At 71.2% G+C, this 24,908-nt stretch carries 19 protein-coding genes; 9 read left to right on the top strand and 10 right to left on the bottom strand.

All coding sequences use genetic code 11. The features are described 5' to 3' along the window. Positions 1-285 precede the first annotated feature (285 nt). The 3 genes from ACZ6Y7_RS35930 to ACZ6Y7_RS35920 all read left to right on the top strand — a co-directional run bounded on the left by ACZ6Y7_RS35930 (position 286) and on the right by ACZ6Y7_RS35920 (position 12,290). Positions 286-4,695, top strand: coding sequence for a LamG-like jellyroll fold domain-containing protein (locus ACZ6Y7_RS35930; protein WP_465762164.1), 4,410 nt, complete (start codon positions 286-288; stop codon positions 4,693-4,695). An 87-nt stretch (positions 4,696-4,782) separates the two neighbouring features. Continuing rightward, entirely contained in the window at positions 4,783-11,319 is a 6,537-nt protein-coding gene (locus tag ACZ6Y7_RS35925; RefSeq protein ID WP_465762163.1) for an RHS repeat domain-containing protein, read from the top strand. Between the two features lie 206 nt (positions 11,320-11,525). Continuing rightward, positions 11,526-12,290, top strand: a complete 765-nt coding sequence (locus tag ACZ6Y7_RS35920; protein WP_465762162.1) for a hypothetical protein — start codon at positions 11,526-11,528, stop codon at positions 12,288-12,290. 74 nt (positions 12,291-12,364) lie between these two features. Here the strand turns inward: ACZ6Y7_RS35920 and ACZ6Y7_RS35915 are convergent, their stop codons facing one another. From ACZ6Y7_RS35915 to ACZ6Y7_RS35895, 5 genes are all read right to left on the bottom strand, one after another. Next, positions 12,365-12,835 (bottom strand): hypothetical protein, encoded by a 471-nt coding sequence (locus ACZ6Y7_RS35915; RefSeq protein WP_465762161.1) that lies wholly within the window; start codon positions 12,833-12,835, stop codon positions 12,365-12,367. Between the two features lie 56 nt (positions 12,836-12,891). After that, complete coding sequence (locus tag ACZ6Y7_RS35910; RefSeq protein ID WP_465762160.1) at positions 12,892-13,560, bottom strand: methyltransferase domain-containing protein; 669 nt, start codon at positions 13,558-13,560, stop codon at positions 12,892-12,894. A gap of 8 nt (positions 13,561-13,568) precedes the next feature. Continuing rightward, a complete protein-coding gene (locus ACZ6Y7_RS35905; RefSeq protein ID WP_465762159.1) occupies positions 13,569-13,715 on the bottom strand; it encodes a hypothetical protein in 147 nt (48 codons plus the stop codon). Between the two features lie 131 nt (positions 13,716-13,846). Next, positions 13,847-14,689 carry a helix-turn-helix domain-containing protein gene (locus tag ACZ6Y7_RS35900; protein ID WP_465762158.1) on the bottom strand — a complete coding sequence of 281 codons (843 nt, stop codon included), beginning with the start codon at positions 14,687-14,689 and terminating at the stop codon, positions 13,847-13,849. Beyond that, a complete protein-coding gene (locus ACZ6Y7_RS35895) occupies positions 14,686-15,438 on the bottom strand; it encodes a DUF6879 family protein (protein WP_465762157.1) in 753 nt (250 codons plus the stop codon). The genes ACZ6Y7_RS35900 and ACZ6Y7_RS35895 overlap by 4 nt, the downstream gene beginning before the upstream one ends. A gap of 158 nt (positions 15,439-15,596) precedes the next feature. Between ACZ6Y7_RS35895 and ACZ6Y7_RS35890 the strand changes: the two genes are divergently transcribed. Then, the gene (locus tag ACZ6Y7_RS35890; protein WP_465762156.1) at positions 15,597-16,244 is read left to right on the top strand and encodes a DUF5753 domain-containing protein; all 648 of its coding nucleotides are present in this window, start codon (positions 15,597-15,599) and stop codon (positions 16,242-16,244) included. Positions 16,245-16,292: 48 nt separating this feature from the next. Here ACZ6Y7_RS35890 and ACZ6Y7_RS35885 read toward each other — a convergent pair whose 3' ends face one another. Together ACZ6Y7_RS35885 and ACZ6Y7_RS35880 are read right to left on the bottom strand one after the other, a co-directional pair. After that, a complete protein-coding gene (locus tag ACZ6Y7_RS35885) occupies positions 16,293-16,493 on the bottom strand; it encodes a DUF397 domain-containing protein (protein WP_465762155.1) in 201 nt (66 codons plus the stop codon). Beyond that, positions 16,490-17,338: a helix-turn-helix domain-containing protein gene (locus ACZ6Y7_RS35880; protein WP_465762154.1), complete on the bottom strand. Its 849-nt coding sequence runs from the start codon at positions 17,336-17,338 to the stop codon at positions 16,490-16,492. Before ACZ6Y7_RS35880 ends, ACZ6Y7_RS35885 begins: the two co-directional genes overlap by 4 nt. Positions 17,339-17,617: 279 nt before the next feature. Here ACZ6Y7_RS35880 and ACZ6Y7_RS35875 point away from each other — a divergent pair, with 279 nt between their 5' ends. The 4 genes from ACZ6Y7_RS35875 (at position 17,618) to ACZ6Y7_RS35860 (ending at position 19,388) form a co-directional block, all read left to right on the top strand. After that, positions 17,618-17,788 (top strand): hypothetical protein, encoded by a 171-nt coding sequence (locus ACZ6Y7_RS35875; protein ID WP_465762153.1) that lies wholly within the window; start codon positions 17,618-17,620, stop codon positions 17,786-17,788. Next, complete coding sequence (locus tag ACZ6Y7_RS35870; RefSeq protein ID WP_465762152.1) at positions 17,782-17,985, top strand: ATP-binding protein; 204 nt, start codon at positions 17,782-17,784, stop codon at positions 17,983-17,985. The genes ACZ6Y7_RS35875 and ACZ6Y7_RS35870 overlap by 7 nt, the downstream gene beginning before the upstream one ends. Next, positions 17,982-18,242, top strand: a complete 261-nt coding sequence (locus ACZ6Y7_RS35865) for a hypothetical protein (RefSeq protein WP_465762151.1) — start codon at positions 17,982-17,984, stop codon at positions 18,240-18,242. Before ACZ6Y7_RS35870 ends, ACZ6Y7_RS35865 begins: the two co-directional genes overlap by 4 nt. A 177-nt stretch (positions 18,243-18,419) precedes the next feature. Then, positions 18,420-19,388, top strand: a complete 969-nt coding sequence (locus ACZ6Y7_RS35860) for a hypothetical protein (protein WP_465762150.1) — start codon at positions 18,420-18,422, stop codon at positions 19,386-19,388. 97 nt (positions 19,389-19,485) lie between these two features. Here ACZ6Y7_RS35860 and ACZ6Y7_RS35855 read toward each other — a convergent pair whose 3' ends face one another. From ACZ6Y7_RS35855 to ACZ6Y7_RS35845, 3 genes are all read right to left on the bottom strand, one after another. Next, positions 19,486-20,394 carry a ribosome-inactivating family protein gene (locus ACZ6Y7_RS35855; RefSeq protein WP_465762149.1) on the bottom strand — a complete coding sequence of 303 codons (909 nt, stop codon included), beginning with the start codon at positions 20,392-20,394 and terminating at the stop codon, positions 19,486-19,488. 223 nt (positions 20,395-20,617) lie between these two features. Then, positions 20,618-21,943 carry an MFS transporter gene (locus tag ACZ6Y7_RS35850; RefSeq protein WP_465762148.1) on the bottom strand — a complete coding sequence of 442 codons (1,326 nt, stop codon included), beginning with the start codon at positions 21,941-21,943 and terminating at the stop codon, positions 20,618-20,620. A gap of 301 nt (positions 21,944-22,244) precedes the next feature. Then, on the bottom strand, positions 22,245-23,612 hold the full coding sequence (locus ACZ6Y7_RS35845) for a right-handed parallel beta-helix repeat-containing protein (protein ID WP_465762147.1): 1,368 nt from the start codon (positions 23,610-23,612) through the stop codon (positions 22,245-22,247). Between the two features lie 40 nt (positions 23,613-23,652). Here ACZ6Y7_RS35845 and ACZ6Y7_RS35840 point away from each other — a divergent pair, with 40 nt between their 5' ends. Next, complete coding sequence (locus tag ACZ6Y7_RS35840) at positions 23,653-24,882, top strand: Dyp-type peroxidase (protein ID WP_465762146.1); 1,230 nt, start codon at positions 23,653-23,655, stop codon at positions 24,880-24,882. Positions 24,883-24,908: the final 26 nt, after the last annotated feature.

Raw genomic sequence — 24,908 nt, 5'->3', positions numbered from 1 at the left:
CCCGGCTGCCTGGCCGCCCCCGTTCGGTGCACCATTGCTGACCAGCACTGATGCTTCGAACGGCGGCCTCCCGGCCCGGTCGGTTCCGCGTTCGGTGCCGTGATCTCCCTCACATTCCATGGGGTGGTTCATCCGTTTTTACCTGCCCTGATGCCGGTTCGGATACCGGGCGACAGGCCGTAGGGAGGCCCTCTTTCCTGAGGGGCCAATTGACAGTTGTTTTAAATTTCCATGAAGATCCGCTCCAAACTTCGCTCACATATCGGAAGTCGGAGCCCACGCACAGTGAGAACAGCAGCAAGACGGTCGGGCAGTCTGCTCGCCGCGGCCCTCGCCGCGGTCGCGCTGGCCGCGACCGCGGTGGTGCCGGCCGCCGCCACACCCGGCGGAGCGCCTCCGCCCGGCGCTGCCGGGTCGCAGGACACCACCGAGACCCAGGCGGTCCGGGAGGCCGCGCGTTCGGGCAAGCCGGTCGAGGTGGTCGCCAAGCGCAGCGAGACGAGTGACACCGTCGCCCAGCCCGACGGCAAGCTGAAGACCACCACCTACGTCCAGCCCAAGCGGGTGCGCAAGAACGGCGCCTGGGTGGACCTCGACCCGACGCTGCAGACGCTGCCCGGCGGCGCCGTCGCCCCCAAGGGCTCCACCGCCGACCTGCGGTTCTCCGGGGGCGGCAGCGCGCCGCTGGTCACCATGACCCGGGCCGGCAAGGAGCTGAAGCTCAGCTGGCCGAAGCCGCTGCCCAAGCCGACGGTGAACGGCGCGACCGCCGAGTACCCGTCGATCCTGCCGGACGTGGACCTGCGGCTGTCCGCCACCAAGACCGGGTTCACCCAGGTCATCGTGGTGCACACGGCCGCGGCTGCGAAGAACCCGGAGCTCGACCAGCTCCGGCTCGGCCTCCAGGGCAATGGACTGACGATCAGTCAGGAGCCGGACGGCACCCTCAAAGCCAAGGACACCTCCGGCGGCGGCACCGTCTTCGAGGCGCCCGTCCCGGTGATGTGGGACTCCTCCAAGCCGGCCGCACCGAGCGATCCGGCCGCGCCGGCGCCGAGCAGCCCCGCCTTGGCGCCCAGCGCCCCCGCCGTCGCGGCGAAGGCCCCCAAGTCCGCCCCGCAGGCCGCCCCGCAGGCGGAGGCCCCCGCCGCCGCGCCCGCGCAGGGCGCCCCCGTCGGCCAGGGTGCCCCCGACCCCGCCGCCGGCTACGGAGATCTGCCCGGCGAGGGCGCCAAGATGGCCCGCCTCAAGGTCGAGCTGCCCAAGGACGGCCTGCTGCTCTCGCCCGACCAGGGCATGCTGGCCGCCCCGGACACGGTCTACCCGGTGATGATCGACCCGGCGTGGAACACCCCGCACGCGGGCGACTGGGCCGGTGTCTCGCGCACCTACCCCAACCAGGCGTACTGGCACTTCACGTACAACAGCACCTACGTCCACGACTGGGGCGTCGGCTACTGCGGCGACACCTCGCGGTGCGCGCCGACCGACGTGAAGCGGGCGTTCTTCCAGATGTCGAACCCGTTCGTCGGCAAGCAGGTGCTCGCCGCCACCTTCGGCACCTATGAGAGCTGGTCGTACTCCTGCGACGCCCGGCCCGTCGAACTGTGGAGCACCGGCTACATCTCCCCGGGCCTGAACTGGAACGCCCAGAACGCCTCCGGCTTCTGGAGCCGCTACCTGCAGACCATCAACACCGCCAAGGGCTGGAGCGGAAGCTGCCCCGGCGGCTGGCTGGAGTACGGCGAGGACGGCGCGGTGCGCAACCTCGTCCAGGACGCCGCCAACTGGGGCTGGCCGACCATCACCTTCGGTCTGAAGGCCCAGAACGAGGGCGACACCCTCGCCTGGAAGCGCTTCACCGACGACGCCTACCTGACGGTGTACTACAACCTGCGCCCCAACCAGATCCCGATGGCCGACCTGACGATGTCGCCCGGCTCGGTCTGCCAGTACCCGGGCATCAGGATCAACAAGATGCCGCAGGTCACCGCCCGGGCCAGTGACCCGGACGGCGAGGCGATCGGCGTACAGTTCGCGGTCGCCTGGGACGACGGCACCGGCCTGCGCCGACGCTGGTGGTCCACCGGTTCGGAGGACGCCGCCCCGGCGGGCAACACCTTCAAGGGTTCCGGCTCGATGTTCTCCTGGCCGCTGCCGACCTCCCTGCCGCAGAACACCCAGCTCGACTGGGAGGCCCGCGCCTGGGACGGCGCGCAGTGGGGGCCGTGGTCCTCCGACGGCGACCCGACCGGCTGCTACTTCACCGTCGACACCTCCGCGCCCGACGGCCCGACGATCACCTCGGACGTCTACCCGGGCTCCAAGGACGCCACCGCGGCGCTGCCGTGGACCGATGGCGTGGGCAAGAGCGGCCTGTTCACCCTCAAGTCGGCCGCCACCGACGTGGTCAAGTACCAGTGGGCCCTGGACGGTTCGGGGCTGACCGACGTGCCGACCAGCGGCGGCGCCGCGCAGACCGTGCGCATCCAGCCGCAGACCCCCGGGGTGCACATCTTCTCCGCCAAGGCGATCGACGGCGCCGGCAACGCCTCGCAGCCCGAGACGTACTACTTCAACGTGCTCGCCGGGCAGACCCAGCGCGCCGGCTGGGCGATGGACGACCCGAGCGGCACCAGCGTCACCGGCACCGGCGGCGACTTCGAGGCCACCCTCGCCTCCGGCGCCACCCCGGGCGCGCCCGGCCACCTCGGTGAGGCCATCGCCCTGGACGGGACCCCCAGCGGCTACGGCGAGACCCAGGGCGGCGTGCTGGACACCACGCGTGGCTTCACCGTCTCCGCCTGGGTCAACCTCACCGGCGACACCACCCGCAACCGGGTCGCGGTCAGTGAGAACGGCACCTGGGCCGCCCGCTTCGCCCTCGGCCTGATGAACGGCAAGTGGGCGATGTGGACCTCCAGCCAGGACACCAACGCCGTCTACACCCTCGAGGTGGCCAGCTCGGACACCCCCGTCGTGCTCGGCTCCTGGACCCACCTGACGGGCGTCTACGACCCGGCGGCCAAGACCACGACGCTGTACGTCAACGGCGTGCCGGGCACCCCCGTGCCCGTCACCGCCGCCTGGGACGCGCGCGGCCAGCTGGAGTTCGGCCGCTCCAAGTGGCACGGCAACATGACCGACCCGTGGAAGGGCTCGATCGACGAGGTCCGGCTCTGGGACCGCAACCTGAGCAAGGCCGAGGCCGCTGATGTCGCCGCCGACAGGCAGCTCGCCACCGGCCGCCCGGCCAAGGCCGTCTGGCACCTGGACGGCACCGGCGCCAAGCCGGTCGGCACCACCGAGACGGACAACCTGACCGCCAACAACGGTGTCGCCCTCGGCCGGCCGGGCATCGCCGACAAGGCGGTCCACCTGGACGGCGTGGACGACTACCTGCGGGGCACCCGCCCGCAGGTGGACGGCAGCCGGGACTTCTCCGTCTCCGCCTGGGTCAAGCTGCCGGCGCCCGCCGCCGGCGACACCAACCCGAAGATGGCGGTCACCCAGAACGGCCAGCACAACAACGAGTTCTCGCTGTACTACTCGCCCTACTGGAAGCGCTGGATCTTCGGCCGCTACAAGGAGGACACCTCCACCGACACCCTGGTGCGGACCTGGCAGCCCGACTGCACCCCGAACACCCAGGTGAACGGCGTGCCGTGCTTCGCCGGCACCACCGGTGAGTGGACCCACCTCCTGGGCGTGTCCGACACCGCCGCCAAGAAGCTGCGCCTGTACATCAACGGCTACCTGGTCGGCGAGTCCGACTACACCCAGAACGCGCCGTGGGCCAACCCCGGCCCGGTGCAGATCGGCGCGGTCAACCGCGAGGGCGTCAACGCCGAGTTCTTCGGCGGCGACATCGACGACGTGCGGCTCTACGACCGCGTCGTCACCGGTCCGGAGGCCACCGCGATGGTGCAGCAGCGCCCGCAGCTGGCCGGCCGCTGGAAGCTCTCCTCGGCCACCGGCACCCCGGCCGTCACCCCCGACGAGGGCCCGGCCAAGGCCGGTGCCCAGCTCGGCGGCGGCGCCTCGATCAAGGCCGACGGCGGCCTGCTGCCCACCCCGGGCACCCTGCTGCTGGACGGCTCCACCGGCTACGCCGCCACCGCCTCGACCCCACTGCACACCGGCCAGAGCTTCACCCTGGCCGGCTGGGCGAACACCGCGGGCGTCCCGACCCGGGACATGACGGTCCTGTCCGTGGCCGGCTCCGGGAACAGCGCGGTCACCCTGCGCTGGCACGCCCTGGGCAACGACGCCACCGGCCAGCCCACCGGCCAGTGGCAGGCCGAGGTGCGCGACTCCGACGCCAACGGCGCGGTGCGCACCCTCACGGCGCACACCACGGCCACCTCCGTCCTCGAGAACTGGACGCACCTGGCGGTCAGTTACGACGCCTTCGCGGATCGACTGGTGCTGTACGTCAACGGCCAGCCCGAGAACCAGGGTTGCCCGGACGGCGCTTCCGGCTGCGTCCCGCACGTCTCCTCGACCGGCGCCCCGCAGCCCTACGAGGCGACCGGGGGCGTGCAGTTCGGCCGGAACCGGGCGGCCGGGGCCTGGGGCGAGTACTTCTCCGGTGAGCTGGACGACGTCTGGCTGTACCAGGGCGTGCTGAGCCCGGCGCAGATCGCCAAACTCGCCGACTACAACGTCGAGCTGGCCACCGCCACCGGCGTCTGATCCCCCAACCTCCGCGGGCCGGGCGGCTTCCTGCCGCCCGGCCCGCGGTCTTCCCATCCCTTTCCCCTTCGAGGAGTTGTTCCACCCATGAGCAGGAAGAGGTCGGTGCTGCGGCTGCCGGCCCGCACCAGAGTGTCCGCGGTCATCGCGGGCACCCTGGTCGGGTCGCTGCTGCCGGCACTGCCGCTGGCCGCCGTCGCGTCGGCCGCCGAACCGTACACCAAGCCCTCGGCGGTCTCACCCGAGAAGCCGGTCAAGGGCTCGGACGCCAAGGCCAAGGGCCGCAAGGCCGACACCACCGTCAGCAAGACGGACGGCAAGCACGGCGCCCTGCCCGGCGCGGGCAGTGCCACCGTCGACGTGCCCGGCGAGAAGGGCAGGGCGGTCAAGGCCGGACAGCTTCCGGTCGCCGTCTCCTCCGCCGGCGCGGCGGGCAAGGCGAAGGTCGAACTGCTCGGCCAGGACGCCGCCGCCAAAGCCGGGGTCAACGGCCTGCTGCTGACCGTCTCCGGCGCGGACGAGAACAGCGGGCTCGCCGTCGACTACTCATCCTTCGCGCAGGCGGCGGGCTCCGGCTTCGGCTCGCGCCTGAAGCTGGTCCGCCTGCCCGAGTGCGCGCTGACCACCCCCGAGCGGCCCGAGTGCCGGGTGCAGACCCCGCTGCCGGGCGGCAACGACGTCGAGCACCAGACGGTGGCCGCGGACGCCCTCACCACGGCCCCGGCCGGGTCGATGCGCCTGGCGGCCGCGCCGGGCGCGATGGTCGTCGCCGCCACCACCGGAACGGCCGGGCCCAGCGGCGACTACAAGGCCACGCCGTTGTCCTCGGCGTCGACCTGGTCGACCGGGCTGAACAGCGGCTCGTTCAGCTGGTCGTACGACATGCCTCTCACTCCGATGCCGGGCGGGCTGACCCCCAAGCTCGGCCTGTCGTACAACTCCGGCCGGATCGACGGGCGCACCGCGAACAGCAACAACCAGGCCTCCTGGGTCGGCGACGGCTTCGACCTCTCGCCCGGCTTCGTGGAACGCGGCTACAAGCCCTGCGCCGACGACGGCGTGCCGAAGACCAACGGCTCGGAGTCCGGCGACCAGTGCTGGGCGACCGACAACGCCACCATCAGCTTCGCCGGCCACTCCGGAGAGCTGATCCCGGTCTCCAACGACGAGTGGCGCATCGAGGGCGACGACAACACCAAGGTCACCAGGCTGCGCGACACCAACCGCGGCAACGGCGACAACGACGGCGAGTACTTCCGCGCCACCACCACCGACGGCACCAGCTACTACTTCGGCTACAACCGGCTGCCGAACTGGAGTGCGGGCAAGGCGGAGACCAAGTCCGTCTACACCGTCCCGGTGTTCGGCAACAACGCCGGAGAACCGTGCAACGGGGCGGACTTCGCGTCCTCCTGGTGCCAGCAGGGCTGGCGGTGGAACCTCGACCTGGTGGTCGACACCCACGGCAACGACATCACCTACTGGTACACCCCCGAGACCAACAACTACGGCCGCAACCTGAAGGCCTCGGACCGCACCCCGTACGTCCGGGGCGGCCGGCTGGACCACATCGAGTACGGCCAGCAGCAGGGCGACCTCTACTCGGCCACGGTGAAGCCGATGGGCCGGGTCGAGTTCGGCACCGCCGAGCGCTGCCTGGAGACCGACGCCACGCTCTGCGACCCGGCGAAGATCGACGCCAACCGCCAGTACTGGTACGACACCCCGTGGGACCAGAACTGCAAGGACGGCACCGACTGCACCGGCCAGTACTCGCCGACCTTCTTCACCCGCACCCGCCTCACCCAGGTCGTCGCCAAGACCCTGCAGGTCGACGGCAGCTACGCCGCCGTCGACACCTGGGACCTGACCCACAAGTGGGGCACCGCCGACTTCGACTACCAGCTCCTGCTGGACTCGATCAAGCACACCGGCTCCTCCGCCACCCCCTCCGTCGCGCTGCCGAAGACCACCTTCGCCTACAAGCAGCTGGCCAACCGGCTCGACAAGGTCGGTGACGGCCGCATGCCGTTCATCAAGCAGCGCCTGGGCACCGTCACCGACGAGCTCGGCGGCCAGATCGACGTCAACTACTCGGCGCCGGCCTGCGACTGGAACGCACTGCCCACCCCGCAGACCAACACCACCCGCTGCTTCCCGCAGCAGTACCAGCCGACCAACGACGTGCCGGTGACCACCGAGTGGTTCAACAAGTACGTGGTCGAGTCGGTCATCGCCACCGACCGCACCGGCGGCGCGCCGGACATGGTCACCCACTACACCTACCTCGGCGACGCCGCCTGGCACTACGACGACGAGGACGGCCTGACCCGGGAGAACCTCAAGACCTGGTCCCAGTGGCGCGGCTACGCCCGCACCCGGGTGGAGACCGGCGGCGTCACCGGCATGTCCACCCAGTCCGACCACTACTTCCTGCGGGGCATGGACGGCGACCGCTCCGACCCGGCGGACCGGACCCGCAAGCGCACGGTGACGGTCGACGACGGCCAGGGCACCACCCTCACCGACGACAACGCGTGGGCCGGCTTCGAGTACCGGGTCGAGCAGTATGACGGCCCGGGCGGCAAGGTCCTGGGCAAGAACGTCAACACGCCGTGGAAGAAGGAGACCGCCAAGCGCGTCCGCGACTGGGGGACCACCACGGCCAACCTGACCGGTACGTCCGTCCGGCGCTCCTTCACCTCGCTGGACAAGGGCGCCGGGAACGCCTGGCGCGAGGTGCGCAGCAACACCACCGTCGACGACTACGGCCGCACCACCCAGTCCGAGGACCTCGGTGACGTCGCGAACGGCACGGACGACAAGTGCACCCGGATCACCTACGCGGACAACGCGTCGGCCTGGATCCTGGCCGCCGTCCGCACCGAGACCGTCGCCGCGAACTGCTCGGCGAACGTCAACCGGGACACCCAGCCCGACGGCACCTCGGCCGTCCTGGCCGACACCCGGGTGAGCTTCGACGGCCAGGCCCACGGCGTCGCCCCCACCAAGGGCGACATCACGCGGACGGAGACGCTCAAGTCCCGCACCGGCAACAGCGCCACCTACCTCGGCAACACCGCGGCCTTCGACGCCTACGGCCGGACCCTGACCAGCACCGAACTCGCCGTCAGCACGGTCTACGACCTCACCGGGGCCACCGCGCCGGTCAGCACGGCGAACCCGCTCGCCCGGACCACCACCACGGGCTACACCCCGGCGACCGGCCGACCGACGCAGTCGAAGACCACCGGCGCCCCTTCCGTCGTCGGCAACAGCGCCACCGCGCACACCGTCACCACCGACTACGAGCCCGCCCGCGGCCTGACCGCCGACACGATCGACGCCAACAACCGCCGCACCGACCTGCAGTACGACGGCCTCGGCCGGATCCTGAAGGTCTGGCTGCCCGACCGCTCCAAGAGCACCGGCCAGTCGCCGAACCACCAGTTCGCCTACGACATCGCCGACGGCAAGATCGTCTCGGTCGCGACGCTCACCCTGAACGCAGACGGCTCCCAGGACACGGCGTACACGCTGTACGACGGCCTCGGCCGGGTGCGCCAGACCCAGGCACCCGGTGACAACGGCGGCCGCATCCTCAGCGACACCTTCTACGACGAGCACGGCCGGGCCGCGCTCACCTACGCGCCGTACTACGCCACCGGGGCGCCCTCGACGACGCTGCGCAACGTCGACGACACCACCGGCGTCGAGACGCAGACCGCCAACACCTACGACGGCCTCGGCCGTGTCATCAAGTCCACCGTCCTCGCCGGGAACGGCGTCGGCACCCCCCTGTCGACCACGACCACCGAGTACGGCGGCGACCGGGTCACCGTCGTCCCGCCCAACGGGGCGATCCCGACCACGACCATCGCGGACGCCACGGGGCACACCACGGAGGTCCGCCAGTACAAGGACCGGACCCTCACCGGCTACGACGCCACCAGCTACTCCTACGACCCGGCCGGCCACCTCACCAAGCTGACCGACCCGGCCGGCACGGTGTGGACCTGGCTGTACGACCAGCGCGGCCGGCAGACCAAGACCATCGACCCGGACTCCGGGACCACCCTCAAGGTCTACAACGACCGCGCGGAGATGGTCAGCTCGACCGACGGCCGCGGCAAGACCGTCACCACCGTCTACGACAACCTGTCCCGGCCGGTGGAGACCCACGACGGCTCCGCCACCGGCCCGCTGATGACCTCCACGGTGTGGGACCCGGCGGGCAACAAGGGCCTGCTCTCCTCGACCACCCGCTACGCCACGGTCGGCGGCACCACCTACCAGTACAAGACGGCCTACTCGCTCTACGACCCGCTGGGCCGCCCGACCCGGACCACGGTCACCATCCCGTCCGTACCCGGGCAGGAGGCGCTCGCCGGCACCTACGTCACCGGCGCGATCTACCGGCTCGACGGCCTGCCGCAGACCGTGTCCTATCCGGCCGCGGGCAACCTCCCCGCCGAGTCGCTGGCCTTCACCTACGACCGGCTCCACCGGGCGACGGCGGTCTCCGGCCTCAGCAGCTACCAGACCGGCCAGACCTTCAGCCTGACCGGCAAGCCGCTGCAGACCACCCTGAACGCCGGCACGCCGGGCAAGGACGTCTACGTCACCAACTCCTACGAGTGGGGCACCCAGCGCCTGGCCTCCAGCCGCACCGACGAGTACGGCGTCACCGGTGCCCTGCGGGCCGCCGCCTACACGTACGACCAGGCCGGCAACATCACCTCGGTGACCGACAGCACGCCCGCGGGCGTCGACCGGCAGTGCTTCCAGTACGACTACCAGGTCCGCCTCACCGAGGCGTTCACTCCCTCCGGGACCGGCTGCCCGTCGGCCCCGGACGGCGCGTCGCTCGGCGGCCCGGCCCCGTACTGGACCAGCTACACCTACAACACCAACGGCACCCGGGCCGGCGAGACCCGGCACGACCCCAAGGGCAACCCCACCCTCGACGCCACGACCGGCTACGGCTACCCGGCGGCGACCGGCACCCGTCCGCACGCCCTGGGCAGCACCAGCACGACGGTGGGCTCGGTCGGCACCCCGGCCGTCGAGTCGTACGACTACGACGCGTCCGGCAACACCGTGGGCCGCCACCTCAAGCCGTCCGCCAACCAGACCAGCGACCAGACACTCGTCTGGAACTCCGAAGGCAAGCTGGACAAGGTCACCGACACCGTGAAGACCACGGTCGGCGGCACCACCGGCACCACCACGAGGACCACCGACTACCTGTACGACGCGGTCGGCAACCGCCTGCTCGCACACCACCTCGACACGGCCGACCCGACCGGCGAGAAGTGGACCCTCAGCCTCGGCAACACCGAGCTCACCCTGGTCAAGGGCGCGGCCAAGCCCACCGCGGTCCGCTACTACCAGCTGGGCGGCGCGACCGCGCTGCGCACCGACGACAACAAGGTGACCTTCCAGGTCGGCGACCACCACGGCACGGCGACGCTCAACATCGACGCCGTCACCGGGGCGGCAAGCGTCCGGCGGACCACCCCGTTCGGCGCGGCCCGCGGCGCGGCCCCGGCCACCTGGGCGGGCAGCCGCGGCTTCGTCGGCGGCACCAACGAGCCCACCGGACTCGTCCACCTCGGGGCCCGTGACTACGACCCCGCCACGGGCCGGTTCATCAGCATCGACCCGGTCTTCGCCGAGAACGACCCGCAGTCGCTCAACGGCTACACCTACGCCCACAGCAGCCCGCTCAACCGCAGCGACCCGAGCGGACTGTTCGACCCGGACGAGCGCAACTACTGCCGGGAGCACGCGGACGACTGCGTCGGCAACCACGTCCGGCCGTCGAACGCCTACACCGAAGGCGTCCAGGACGGCAGGAACGTCATCTATGACGGCTACGGCGTGCCGCACGTGCTGGCCGACACCGAGGACTTCGTCAATGACAACGAGCGTGCCGCCTACCACGCCATGAACGACGACCTGAAGGACTCCGGCAACTGGTTCGACGGGTCGAAGACGGGAAGCGGCGTGCGGTACCTGATGCAGGACGAGAAGAACCCGATCATCCAGAAGAACACCATCCTGGACGCGAACGGGAACAGTGTGCCGATCGGCACCACCTCCGACTTCATCAAGGTCACCTGGCGCAACGGCAAGATCGTCGGCGTCGAGTCGGTGGACGCGACCGGCGGGAAGACCGTCGAAGGCGGCATCACGACCATCACCAACAAGCTGGACATCAACAAGAAGGCTCAGGCCGGAACCGTCGTCTTCGTCGCGCAGGACGCCGACCAGGCCAAGCAGATCGCCGACCACTTCGCCGGGAACCAGAACGTCCGGGTCATCACCGCGGACAGGTCGTTCGACAGCCACCGTTCGGTGAAGGTCAGCGTCACCCCGCCGAAGCCGCCCGCGGGGGCCCCGAAGCCGAAGGCGCCCAAGGGCGGCCGTCTCGGGGTCCTCGGCCGGATCCCGGTGCTCACCATCATCACGGCGCCGTTGACGGCGATGCAGGCCAAGGACGACATCCACGACTACGGCTGGGAGAAGGGCATCGACCTGACCCTGCAGAACATCTTCGATCCGCTCGACCTCGGCGGCGAACGCGAGCTGATCCTTCCCCCGCCGCAGCCGATGGCCTAGGCCGTCACGGCAGCCGGACCGGCTGAACCGCCGGATCCCGGCCCCCGCGGCCGGCCCGCCACCTCATCGGTGCGGGTCGGCCGCCGGGGGCGACCGGGCGGGGGCGGCGGTCTTCCCCCGCCCCTCCCCACCCGACCTGCGTCAGTAGGATCACCCGGCGTACCCTTCGCCCCAGATCTCACGCACTCACCCCCTAGGCGCGCACCATGGCTCGTGATCTCCTGACCGTCTGCCTCCCCCCGACTCCGCCGGACCAGGTCATGGCGGCGATCGGGGCCGCCATGGCGCCCTACGACTACGACTACGAGGCCCAACCCGGGGGCCCCGCCTGGCAGGGCGAATGGGACGCCTGGCACATCTACGGCGGGCACGACGGCGACGGATTCCCCGTCCCGCCCGCGTACGAGACGGACCCCCGGCTGATCTTCAATCCGACCCTGCCGAACGGCGCTGTCCGGCAGCGCACCCCTTCGCGGTGGGACGGAGGCCCGCGCGCCCTCCTCGACTTCGACGCCGCCCGCGCCCCCGTGGCCGCCCGCGCCACCGAGCGCTGGCAGGCGTGGCAGGCGTTCGCTGCAGGGTTCCCGCCCGCCGTTCCTTTCGAGGACTTCGCCGAACGCGCCCGGCAGGACCTCGCCGGCTACCCCGTAGCCCGGGCCCGCGCCGACTACTACGAGCAGCCGCTGATCGCGGCGGCCAACGACTCGCCGGAGGTCTGCGGACTGTTCCCGCGCCTGACGGACCCCCTCCACCACTTCCGGGGCAGCCTGACGGAGTTCGTCCGTCGGGAGACGGAACGGGTCGTCCCGACGAACTACCTGCTGCTCCTGGACGGTCAGTGGATCGACGGCACCGTCGAGCACTGGGGCCGGAAGATCGGCAGGTCCGGCGACTACTACCGGTTCGCGGACGACTACCTGGAGACCCTGCCCGGGGACTGCCTGGTGATCCGGCTCCGCTTCCACTACTGACACGGCGCCCCGCGCCGTGCGAACGCCAGGGCCCCGACCGCAGCCGCGGTCGGGGCCCCGTTCTGTGTCCGTGCTCAATACCGGCGGGGCACCGGGTTGTCCGGGGTGCCGAGCCAGAGCGTGTGGGCGGTCGGGGCGTCGGCGTTCGAGCTGTCGGCGTTCGGGGTGACGGTGAGGCCGAAGCGGTCGGGGACGGGGCGGCCCCGGGCGTCCCACCAGCGCCAGGCGGCCTCCACCTCGTCCCAGAGCCTGCGGGGGCCGGACTGGTACACCTCGTAGCCGGTGCGGTTCGGCTCGTAGTCGGCGGAGGCCCAGGAGCGGGTGTCGCGGCTGTAGAGCCAGAGCGTGTAGGCGCCGTCGTCGTAGCGCTCCGCCCGCCAGAAGGCTGCCGGGACGGCCGCGCCGATGACGAACTGTTCGAGCCAGCCGCCGGTGTGCGGTGGGGGCAGGGTGGTGGTGCTCCGGATCCCGTCCGCCGGCCAGGGCCGCCCGTGCAGGTAGGCCTCGAACGGCGGTCGGTCGGTGCGGTGCTGCCGCAGGCGCATGAAGGCGGAGCCGCGGGTGAACCGGCCGCTCGCGCTCGTCCCGTCGCCGTTCACCGTCAGGCGGACGTCTGCTCGCCGCCGTACTCGGTGCCGAACGGCGCGACGATGACCGCGCCGGGGGCCGCCTGCTCCAGCCACGCCGAGGGGATCTCCAGCAGCGAGCAGGTGGCGATGATCCGGTCGTACGGCGCGCCCTTCGGCCACCCGGCCCGTCCGTCGCCCTCGACGACGGTCGGAGCGAGACCGGCGCGGCGGAGGTTCTCGCGGGCACCGCGGGCGACCTGCGGGTCGTACTCGACGGTCACCACGTTCAGGTCGCCCAGGCGGTGCGCCAGCAGGCCGGCGTTCCAGCCCGTGCCGGCGCCGACCTCCAGCACCCGGTCGCCGGGGCGGACGTCGAGGTCCTGCAGCATCGAGAAGACCATGGTGGGCATGGAGTTGGACGAGGTCGGGGTCGAACCGAGGCCGTCGCCCTCGTGCTCGCCGTCGTCCCACTGCGTGGTCAGCGGGATGTCCGAGTAGACGGCCCTGCGCCACGCCACGGGGTCCTTGGACTTGTCCAGGGCCGGGTGCTGTCGCGTACCGTCCGCGACGCCCGGCCAGATCCGGTCCGGGACGAAGAGTTCACGGGGTACGGCGTGGAAGGAGGGCAGCCAGTCCGAGGACAGCGCCCCGCCGGCCAGCAGTACGGAGGCGAGCCCGCGCGGGCCCGCCTCCGGGGGCATCCCACCGCTCACTTGCCGCCGCCCGCCGGGGACGAGCCGTCGTTGGTGTTGCCGCCCTCGTCGGATCCGCCACCACCGTGCCCGGCGCCCTTGTTGCTGTCGTCCTGCTGACCGCCGCCCTTGCCGCCACCGGTACCGCCGCCGTGCTTGCCCATGCGATTATCCTTCCGCCAACTCCCGTTCGGATGACGGGTGCTGGTGAAGACGCTAGACGGGTGAGAGCCGCCGGCGGGTGCGTGATTCTCGGATATTCCGGCCCTGACGGGCGAAGGTTCGCGGAGATTCTTCAAACGGATCCGAGAGCTCCGCGGCATCGGGCGATGACCTTGTGGGCATCCGCACCGTAGACGGCCGAGCCGGCCAAGGTGTCCCACACGCGCCGATAGAGCGTGACGTTTTCCGGCTGGTCGAGCCACAGCTCCGCGTGCCAGTCCTCGACGATGACGAGTCTGTCGTCGTGAATCCAGAACGCTTTGGCAGGAGGCAACCTGAGCGAAGCTTCGAACGGGATGATGCCAAGGGTGACCGTGTCCAGGCCGATCACGCCGCTGAGTCGGTCGAGTTGCGCGGCCAGCACGGCAGGCGGGCAGATCAGAGTACGAAGGACGGATTCCCCCATGAGGATGTGATACTTCCGGCCCAGCTTATACAGGAGCTCCTGCCGTTGGACGCGGGCTCGTACGGCGTCCTCGACGTCGCGCGGTGACTGGCGGAGATCGACGTACGCGCTGAAGATGTGCCGGGCGTAGTCGGCAGTCTGGAGTAGACCGACGATCGCGGCGTTCTGCCATGCGCGCATGACAGTCGAGCGTTCGTGTTCAGCGGTCAGGGTGTCCTGCACGGGTTTGTGCCCGGCGGCCAGGCGCCGTCGCCAGGAGCGGGTCCCCGACTCGAATGCCTTGAGCCTTGCCACCAACTCGCCCGCAGAATCGGGCTGGCCGACCCCTTCAGCCCAGGCCTTGAGGTCATCCGGAGTGGCTGTCTGTCGACCGGTCTCCAGCTTACTGACCTTGGACTGCGTCCAGCCCAGGTCCTCCGCCAGTTGCCTTCCCGTGAGACCGCCCTCGGTGCGCAGCTCACGGAGCCGCTGGCCGAGGGCGATTCTGGCTTGCTGGAAGTCGGTACTCACATGGCGGACGGTACCCCAGCGCTGAACTCGTGGTGCGGCGTGGCGTAGTGCCAGGCGGCATCACGGACCTGGCAGGCGCGGGCTACCTGCACCGGGTCGGTGATCACCTCGATCTCGGCAATGCCGTCGTCGGCGTCGAAGTGCAGCATGGCGATGACGCGCGAGTCGAACAGCCAGGCATCCTCTTCGGGCAGACTCAGTCGCTCGGCGTCGCTACGCCAGAGGTACCGGATGTCCTCGCCAACCATGCCGTTCCGCACGGAGTTGTTGAGGAGGTACCGCTGCCCCATGGTGGGCGGGTTGTCCATGATTCGCACGCGCTCGAACCGCTTGCCCAGGGCCGACTGTTCGCGGCGCGAGCGGCACCAGGGGTGGTCCAGGTCCCATTCGGGGTCCAGGCCGGCGACGAACCGTTGGTAGGAGTCGCTTTCTTCGTCGGAACGGTACCGGCGACGCGTCTCCAGCCGGAACGCGGTGTGCTCGAAGCTGACGAACATCTTCTCGAACTCGTCGTAGCTGATCAGCTTGCGCTCCCGGTTCACGCCGCGCGGTGCGAAGTCGGCGAGCAGCGTGCGGGGTACGGTCACGAACCCCTCGCCGGGCTTGATGTTGCGGAGTTGGGCGATTTCCTCCGGGCTGGTCACCAGGTCGCCCTGTACGAGCACCTCTCCGCTCTCCTCGATTTCGTAGAGCGTCGGGCACCCGTCGAAGTCCGAAGTGCTTCCGATGTACCGCAGTCGTCGGCTCACAGCCGCTCCCCTCGCAGTCGGTCAGGCAGCATCAGGATGCCGTGCGATCTCCCGGGCGTGTGCGCTGATTCTCGAATATTCTCCCAGCGCCTCCGCGAGCCCACGCCTGACTTGCAGAAGCCGTCCCACTTGCCGTCGCGAGTGGGTTCACTTGTGCCATGACCACAAACAAGATGCGTGAGACGTCGCGCGATCAGGCCTCCGGGAGCCACTCGTGGCAGAACCAACTTGCGGCCGGCGTCAGGCCGGTACAGGAGGCGCACGCTGTGCTGGGGAAGAGGACCAAGCACCGTCAGTCGTTCGATCCGACCGTGGTTCCCGGTCTGCTGCAGACGGCCGACCACGCGCGTGCGATTCTCACGCGATACACCAGGATCCATCCGTCGATCAGCGATGTCGAGGCTGCAGTGGTGGCTCGGATGGAGCGGCAGAGGGCGCTTGACGATCGGGAGCGGTCCTTCCATTTCCTGGTGTGGGAAGGCGCCCTGGTCTCCCGGCTCTGTCCTCCGGGCGCTCTGGTCGACCAGTTGGAGGCTCTGGTTCCCCGGCTGGCGCGGGGCAACGTCCGGCTCGGGATCGTGCCGTTCGAGGCCGATCTGCAGGTGCCCGCGGGGGTCGGATTCTCGATCCATGACGGCGCGTTGGTCATCACCGAGTCCTGGCACGCGGAGATGTGGCTGGACGATCCGGCGGACGTGGCACTGCACGTCCGGGCCTGGGAGGCACTGGCGGAGAGCGCGGTCTACGGGGCGGCGGCTCATCGGGTGATCGCGAGGGCCTGCCGGGCGGTCCGCGGGGGCGATTGAGCGTGCGGTGCCCCGCCCGTGTGGGCGGGGCACCGCGCTGCGGCCTGGTCAGAGGAGGCCGAAGTCGAATTCGCCGGCGGCGACCGCGGTGATGAAGGTGGTGTGGGCTTCCCGGTCGAAGGTGAGGATCGGGCCGTCGGGGTCCTTCGAGTCGCGGATGTGGGAGACCGGACCGGCGGGGAGGGCCACCTCGACGCAGTTGTCGTCTCCGCCGCTGTAGCTGGATTTCTTGAAGGTCGGCTGGGTCACTTGATCCTGTCTCTCTGTGCGGTGATGAAGGCGAGCGAGGAGTCGACGGACATGGCTTCTGCTGTGATTTCTTGGAACTTCGCCCGGCAGAGCTCCACGTCGGCTGGATCTTCGACCCACAGGCTGCTCAGCATCCCCTCGACCAGGACGACATCGAGGTCTTTCCGCTGAGGGAATCCCATGAGCGTGAACGCCCCGTACATTCCCGGGTGGACCGCCGCACCGATGGGCATGACTTGGATGTTGATGTTGGACAGGGTGCTGAGTGTCAGCAGCCTGTCCAATTGCGGGACCATGATCTCGGGGCGATTTGCGTTCGCGCGGAGAGCGGCTTCGTGGACGACAGCCCATACCTGGACGGGATTCGGGCGCGTGAGGATGGATTGGCGCGCCATGCGGACCTGGACCAGGTCTTCGACGGTTCCGCTTGACCGGGTGCGCAAGCGGTCGATGATGACGCGTGCGTATTCGGGGGTCTGGAAGAGGCCGGGAATGAAGGCCGGTTCGTATGTCCGGTAGGTGGTGGCGTCGGCTTCCAGGATGATGAGGTCGTTGGCGGTGGCGTTGATGACATCGCGGTAGCTGAGCCACCAGCCGCGTTTGCTCCCGTCCTTGGTGATCGCGATCAACCCGGCCCGGTAGTCCTCGTCGTCGCATCCGTAGTAGTCGAGGAGCTTGTTGACGTCCTCGATCTTGGCCGCAGTGTGAGCGGTCTCGATGCGGGTCAGCTTGGGCTGACTCATCCCCGTGGCCTCTGCGACCACCTCGGCGGTGAGCTTCCGTTCCTCGCGTAGCTTCCGCAGTTCGCCACCGAGTCTCCGCCGGCGAACGGTCGACATCGCCATGTTGACCCCTCCTGAGCTGTCAGTTGACCAGTCTGCCCGTGCGATGGGCGGCGGCGCTACCAATAACTGGCACTCCAGGCCGCCGAATTCAGGTTCGATTTGTATATATGCGATTTGCTTGGAGTGACTTGCGCAGTGTCCTGCATAGGCTCCATGCTGAGCGTAGCCGGTCGCATGCGCTGGGTATGCATCGATCGGTGATCTCGCCGTCTTCTGGGCCGTCTTCTCTCGGCGTGCGGCGATGGATGATCCCCTTACACCCCTCACGGAGGTTGCTTCGTGTTCTCCCTCGACATCCCCCCTGACTGGTCGGCCGCGCGTGAGGAGTTGCGCGGGGCGATGGCGCGCGCCGGGTGGAGGCCCGACCTGGTGGGCGACGCCGAGCTCGCGCTGCTCGAACTGTTCGTCAATGCCTGGCGCCACGGGGCAGTCCGGCGCCGCTCGTGGTGATCACGGCGATCGACGGGGTGCTGCGGGTCTCCGTCAGTGATCCGAGCCCCGTCCTGCCGGTCCAGCGGGAGGGGTCCGACCTCCATGCCCTGTCGGGCCGGGGTCTGCAGTTGGTGCGGTCGCTCACCCACCGCTTCGGCTCGGAGCCCCGTAGAACGGGCAAGTCCACCTGGTTCGAGTTGGACGCCGCCGCGTGACCGGCGCCGGACGCCGTCCGATCGACCCCGCCGACCCGTCGATCCGCACGTACACCGAGCCGCAGGTCGCCTCCCTGCTCGCCGAAGTCCGCGAGCTGGGTGCGAAGTTCGGCCTGCTCTGGCCGTCCGCGACCACGGACAGTGTCGTGGACGGCCGTGTCCTCGTCCGCTTCGGCAACGCTCCGACGAGCACCGTCCTCAACCTGCTCGCCCTGCTCCGCGAGGCCGAGAGGGCCGAGGTTCCGTCCGGCAGCTGATCGGCCTGCAGTCTGAATGCCGTCGGCCCACTCGCCCCACCGAGGGGAGGTCGACGGCCTTCGTCGTCCGGGGCGGACGGAAAGGGACAGGCGGGCGCAGGTGGGCGGCAGTAGTGTGCGGGGCTGCGGAGTTGACCGGATGTCCGGTGGGGGCAGGGACCGGGTGAGGGGTGGGGCGTGACGTACGGGGATCAGGACTCTTTCTCGTGGTCGGGATATCAGCAGGGGTATCAGCGGCAGCCGCAGCGCGGCGTTCCGCTGTGGCAGCGGTTCCGGGGCGACGGGGAGTGGCCCACCCTGCGGGAGGTGCTGGCGCCCGCGCGGCGGGCGGTCGGCTGCTGGATGTGGGTGCCGCTGCTGTTCTGCCTGTGGCCGTTCCTGCTGTTCCTGGGGCTCTACCCGATGGCGCGCTCGGCACGGCGGCTGGCGCGGCGGGTGTTCGTGGCGCCCGGGCCGCGGGGGATCACCGATCGGGTGGTGCTGCGGGTGCAGCGGATCCGGGGGTGGCTGGCGCTCGCCGCGGGGTTCACGCTGCTGGCGGTGTACGGGTCGCCGGACGACTGGAGCCAGGCCAACGATCAGCTGGAGACGCGGCTGGTGATCACGCCGTGGCTGGTGCTGGTGACGGCGCCGGTCGTGGTCGGGGTGCTGTTCCGGCTGGCCGGGCCGGCCGCGCGGCCCGCGATGCGGGCGCAGGTGCGGCCGGCGGCGCTGATGGCGCTGCGGTACGTGGGCGTGTGGACGGCGGTTCCGGTGCTGCTGTGGCTCGCCCAGCAGGTGCAGGGGGCGGTCCAGGTCCTGCTGGTGGGCCAGGTGTTCGACATGCTGGCGCTGGCGGTCCCGGTCTGGGCGCTGATGTTCGTGGCGTTCGCCTCGCCGACGGTGGTCCGGACGGCCTTCACGATGGACCGGGTGCATGCGGTGTTCCCGCCCGTGCTGACCGTGGTGCTGGTGTGGGAGCTGGCCGCGATCGGACTGGCGATCGGCGGTCTGCCGCCCGGCCCGTTGCCCGTGCAGCTGTGCTCGGTCGTCGGCGGGCCGGCGACGGTCACCGCAGTGGCCTGGTGGGAGGTGCACCGGCTCCGGACGCGCTTCGGGGTGTCCCTGCGCGGGTCGGCCACGGGCGGAGCCCTGGGCGGGCGGTAGGCCACCGAGCCGCGGGCGCGTGGACGGCGCAGCGGTGCCCCGCCCATCGCCTGGGCGGGGCACCGCTGCCGGTCCGTCGGCCGATCCCGCTGCCGCGCTACAGCAGCGCTTCCGAACCGTGCAGCTCCACGAAGCCGACCACGCGCCGCAGCTGGTCGAAGTTCGTGACGTTGGTGCCGATCAGCCGCACCGAGGCCGGCTGGCCCTGGTGCCAGCTGTGGGCGGCGCGGGAGAGCGCGCCCCACTGGTTCTCCATGTCGCGGTAGTCCACGCTCAGCTGGTTGCTGCTCCACGCGTTGATGTTGCCGTGGACCCGGTTGAAGATCGGTCCGAAGCGGGCGGCTTCCGAGAAGATGGTGATGGCCATCAGCATGCCCCGGTCGGCGCGCGTCGGGTCCCAGTCCCGGAGGTTGTACAGGTCGCGGAGGGCGTTGAAGATGTTCTCGGCGCCGAGGGACAGGTTCTCGCGCGTGGTTCCGCCGGTGAGGCTGAGGTAACTGCCGTTGCGCGGCATGAGGCGCACCGGCACGCCCAGGTCGTTCTGGAACTGCTGCTGGCGGCCGTCCTGGAAGGCCCAGTGCTGGTTGGCCGCCGGGGAGTAGAAGCCCGCGACGTAGAGGTTGTCGGCCCACAGGTAGACGGAGACGAGGTCCGACCCCTGGTTCCTCACCCGCACCTGGATCAGCTGGTTGGTGTCCCGGGTCGTCTGGCGGACGACCCCGCTGTCGACGTGGGTCGGCTCGCCGTAGCTGGAGCGGTGGATCGCGTCGACCAGGTTCCAGTAGCGGCGCGCGTGCTCGCCGCCGCCGGCGGTGATGCCGGTGATGTCCCAGTCGATGACGGGCCAGTTCACCGCCGCGCGGTTGGCCGCGGCGGGCGCGGCCTGGCTCACCGCGGCCGGGTGCGCGGCGGGGGCGGTCGCGGCGGACGCCGTGCCCGCCAGGGGGAGGAGGAGTGCGGTGGCCGCGGAGATAGACAGCAGCACGGAGGACGTCTTCTTGAGCACGGTACCTTCCTGAGGACGTTGGTCGGGACGGGAACTGACACCGCGACGGGTGCGCTCCCGGTGTTCCGATCCAGCATCCGCGCGTTCCGGCTGCCCTTCTTGTCCTGCGGCGCACGCCCGGTGGTCTCTGCGCGACCGGGGTCCCGCTGACGGACGGGGCGTCAGAGTGCCTCGACGTCCGACCGATCGGTGGTGAGTGGCCGACCGCCGTCCGGCCGGGGGACTACTCGCCCTTCTCCGAAGCGGGCGTGGCAGCGGCGGTGGGCGCGGCAGGGGCGGCGCCGGTGACCTCCGGCTCCGTGCTCCCGGCCTTGGGGGTCTCCATCGCCGTCATCCGGGGCAGCAGCACCAGGACGGCGACCAGGAGGACGAGCAGCAGGCCGCCGCCGAGGAAGAGCGGGGTGCGGATGCCGGCGACGGAGGCGATCCAGCCGCTGAGGGCGGCGCCGGTCATGATGCCGAGGCGGGTCAGCAGCATGTAGCAGCTGTTGACCCGGCCGAGGAGTTCCTTCGGGACGGCCTGCTGGCGCAGCGAGATCGCCTGGATGTTCCAGGTCACGATGCCGAAGCCGATCACGCCGTACAGGGCGGCGATCTCCAGTACCGAGGTGCTCATCCCCATCAGGATCAGCGAGACGCCCATCAGCAGGAAGGCGGCGGCGATCCGGGTGCCGCGGCTGAGCAGGCGGCTGATCCGGCCGGCCAGGGTGCTCGCGGCGGTGCCGCCGATCGCGCCCGCCGCGAGGACGATGCCGTAGGAGGCGGCGGGGGCGTGCACGACCCTGGTGACCATCAGGACCATCATGGTGGTGCCCATGAAGCAGGTCAGGGCGCCGAGGGTGGAGAGCACGGCGAGCATCCGCACTTCGCGGTGGCGGAGCAGCCAGGTGACGCCTTCGCGGATCTCGGTGAGCACCGGCCGGGAGGTCGTGGCGCGGGCGGCGGTGGAGCGGCCGGTCGCGGCGACCAGGACGGCGGCGAGGGCGAAGGAGACGCCGTCGACGGTGAACGGGAAGCCGGCGGCCACGGCGAACAGCGCGGAGCCGAGCAGCGGGCCGATCAGGTTCCCGCCGACGAGCATGTTGGCCTGCATCCGGCCGTTGGCGGCGTCGAGTTGGTCGGGGCGGACGAGTTCCGGGACGGCGGAGGTGGCGGCGTTGGAGAAGACCGTCTCCCCGCAGCCGAGCAGGAAGGCGAGCGCGGCGAGCACGGCCAGCGGCGGGTGGGCGAGGAAGACCCAGCAGGCGAAGCCGAGGACGACGGCGGCGCGCAGGGCGTCGATGGTCCACATCAGCCGCCGCCGGTCGGAGCGGTCGGCGAGCACGCCGCCGTACAGCGACATCAGCAGGAAGGGCAGCGATCCGGCCACGGAGACCACCGAGACCGCGCTGGGGGAGTCCGAGACGGCCACCGCGAGCAGCGGCAGGGCGGAGTCCCGCATGCCGTCGCCGACCGAGGAGATCGCCGAGGCCGACCACAGCAGGGTGAACTTCCGTCCCAGGCGCGGGCGGCTTTTGGGTGGCTTCTCGGCCAGGTCTGCTGCGGTCACCGACGCAGTATGTCATGTCCGCGGAGGGCTGTTCGGGCGGATTCCGAACTGCCCGGGGTGTCCTGAACTGACCGTGTCGGCACGGAAGTCGGGGTCGTCCGGTACTGCACCGTCCTGTCCTGCGGGTTTGCGAACTCTTGACGGGGCCCGTCGGCCGAGCGGCCCCAGGGGCGGCTGTGCCGAGCGGGGGCGGACCGGCCGTCGGGGCCGTGCCCGGCGCCACCGGCCGGGCACGGCCCGCCCGCACCCGGCCGGCCGGCGGGGGCCGCGCCTGCGGTGTGCGCGGGGTGTGCGGGAGCGGTCAGGGCCTGGGCAGGGCGTCGGGGGTTTCCGGGAGGGGGTAGGCGCCGGGGTCGACGGGGCCCGGGAGGCCGGTGGCGGGGCGGGCCGGGGCGGTCGGGTCGGGGAGCGAGGGCTGCGCGGGCGGGGCCTGGACCTGACTGAACGGGATGCCGGGTGGGGCCTGGACCGGGGTGGTGCGGCCCGCGGGCACGGGGCCCCGGCCCTGGACGGCCGGGCAGGCGGCCGCGGTCTCCAGGTCCTCCGGGCTCTGTACGGTGGGCCGGTTGCCGGTGAAGCAGTTGGCCGGGTCGGCGGAGGCGAGGGCGAGGTCGGTGCCGTTGCCGGTGGCCCGGTTGCCTTCGACCCGGTTCCCGCTCGCCGGGTGGCCCGGCGGGTCGGTGATGACGATGCCGACGGCGCGGTTGCCCTGAACGAGGTTGCGCTGCACCAGGTTCGCCGTGCCGCCGCCGATGCCGATGCCGATGCCGAAGCCGCCGTCGGCCTGTTCGGGGGTGTCGGCGGCGTTGTTGTCGGTGACGACGTTGCCCGCGATGACGGCGCCGTGCTGCGGGGCGAGGGCCTCCAGGTCGTTGGAGTTGACCGTGACGCCGACCCGGTTCCCGCTGACGCGGTTGCCGACGATCGTCAACCCGTCCGAGGCGTTGGTGAGTTCGATGCCCACGGCGTTGCGTTCGGTGGTGTTGCCGCGCACCAGGGTGTCGCAGGGCTTGCACTGGCCGACGTAGATGCCGGAGTCGGCCTGCCCGGACGCGTACGAGTCCTCGATGACGCCGCCGCGGGCGTCGAAGGCGTAGATGCCGTACAGGCCGTTGTTGTAGGCGGTGACCCTGGTCGCGCGGAAGCCCTGGACGACGGGGAAGCGGGCGGTGTCCAGCGGGTCGTAGGCGGAGCCTCCGGCTCCGCGCTGCTGCAGCTTCTCGTCGGTGACGCCGGTGAACAGCACGCCGTTGGCGAGGTAGCCGTGGACCGTGAGGTTCTCGACGACCGAGCCCGCGCCGGTCACCGTGACGCCGTTGACGAGCCGCACGCCGCCGTCCAGGACGACGGTGTTGCGGTCGGTGCCGCGCAGCACGATCCGGGGCTTGGTGATCCGGACGCTCTCCCGGTAGGTGCCCGGGTCGACCAGGACGGTGTCGCCCTCCCGGGCCACGTCGACGGCCTGCTGGATGGTCGGGAAGTCCTGCGGGACCCGAACCACCGTGCCGTCCGGGTGTTTCGCGTCGGTCGAGGTCGAACCGCTCGACGAACAGCCGGAGAGGGCGAGGGCCAGGGCGAGTGCGGCGGTGGTGAGCAGGGCGGGGAGCGGGCTGCGGGCCGCCGACGGGCAGCGCCGCCTTGCGGTGGAGCGGAATTGACGTGTGGTCAAAAGTTGCATGATCCGTGTTCTATCGTCTCCAATGTCGGCCATGCATGCCGAAACCGAAAAGGAGCAGGACCGGCCACGAGCTGTCGGCGCCGGCCTGGGCCGCAGGGCCCTGCTGGCGGGCGGGGCGGCGCTGGCCGCCGGGGCCGGCGCGGGCGTCGGCGCCGGCGTCACGGCCCTGGTCCGCGTCGGGGACGGCGGAGGCGGGGGCGGACGGGCCGCTGCGGCGCCGCCGGCCGAGCCGGAGGTGCCCTTCCACGGCGTACGGCAGGCCGGGGTGACGGCCCCGCAGCAGCCGGCCACCCAGCTGCTCGCCTTCGACCTCGCGCCCGCCGCGACCTCGGACGGCCGGGCGGCCCTGCGGGGCCTGCTCGCCGAGGTGACCCGGGTGCTCGCCGAGGCGGCCGGTGGCGGCTCGGCGGATCCGCGGCTGCGGGGCGGCGAACCGGCCCGGCTGAGCAGCCTGGTGGGGGTCGGGCCGGGCCTCGCGTCCCGGCTGGGGCTGAGCGTTCCGGCGCCCGTCCTGGCCGAGCTGCCCGCCTTTCCGGGGGACCGGCTCGATCCGGCGCGGGGCGGCGGTGACCTGCTGGTCCAGCTGTGCGCGGCCGACCGGTGGCCGCTGGCGGTGGTCGCCGAGCAGCTGGGCGCGGCCGCTGCGGCGGCCGGGGCGTCCGCGCGGTGGACGCAGTCCGGCTTCCTGCCCCGGACGCCCGCGGGCACCACGCCGCGGAACCTGTTCGGCTTCAAGGACGGCACGGCCAACCCGGACGAGGAGGCCGCCCGGCAGTGGGTCTGGGGACCGCCAGGGCCCCACGAGCACGGCACGGTGCTGGTCTACCGGAGGATCCGGATGGACACCGCCGCCTTCGCCGCCCTCCCCGCGGACCGGCGCGAGCAGGCGATGGGCCGCCGGGAGGGCGACGGCGCCCCGCTCACCGGCACGGCGGAGCACGACGAGCCGGACATCTACGCGAAGAACCACGACGGCTCGTACGTCATCCCGGCCACCGCCCACGTACGCCTCTCCAGCCCCCGGCTGGACGGCGGCGCCCGGATGCTGCGCCGTGGCTACAGCTACGACGACGGGCCGACGGACCGGGGGCTGCTGTTCTGCGCGTTCATGCGGGACCCGGCCCAGTTCACCCGGGTGCAGAACCGGCTGGCGGCGCGGGACGCGCTGAACGCCTTCCTGGAGCACACGGCCTCGGCGGTGGCGTACGTGCTGCCGGGGGCGCCGGAGGGCGCGGTGCTGGGGGAGGGGCTGTTCGGCTGACGGGCGGCGGCTGACGGCCGGCTGCT

It is taken from the genome of Kitasatospora sp. NPDC053308, from assembly GCF_055585785.1.
This window is presented reverse-complemented; position numbering and strand designations above follow the sequence as displayed.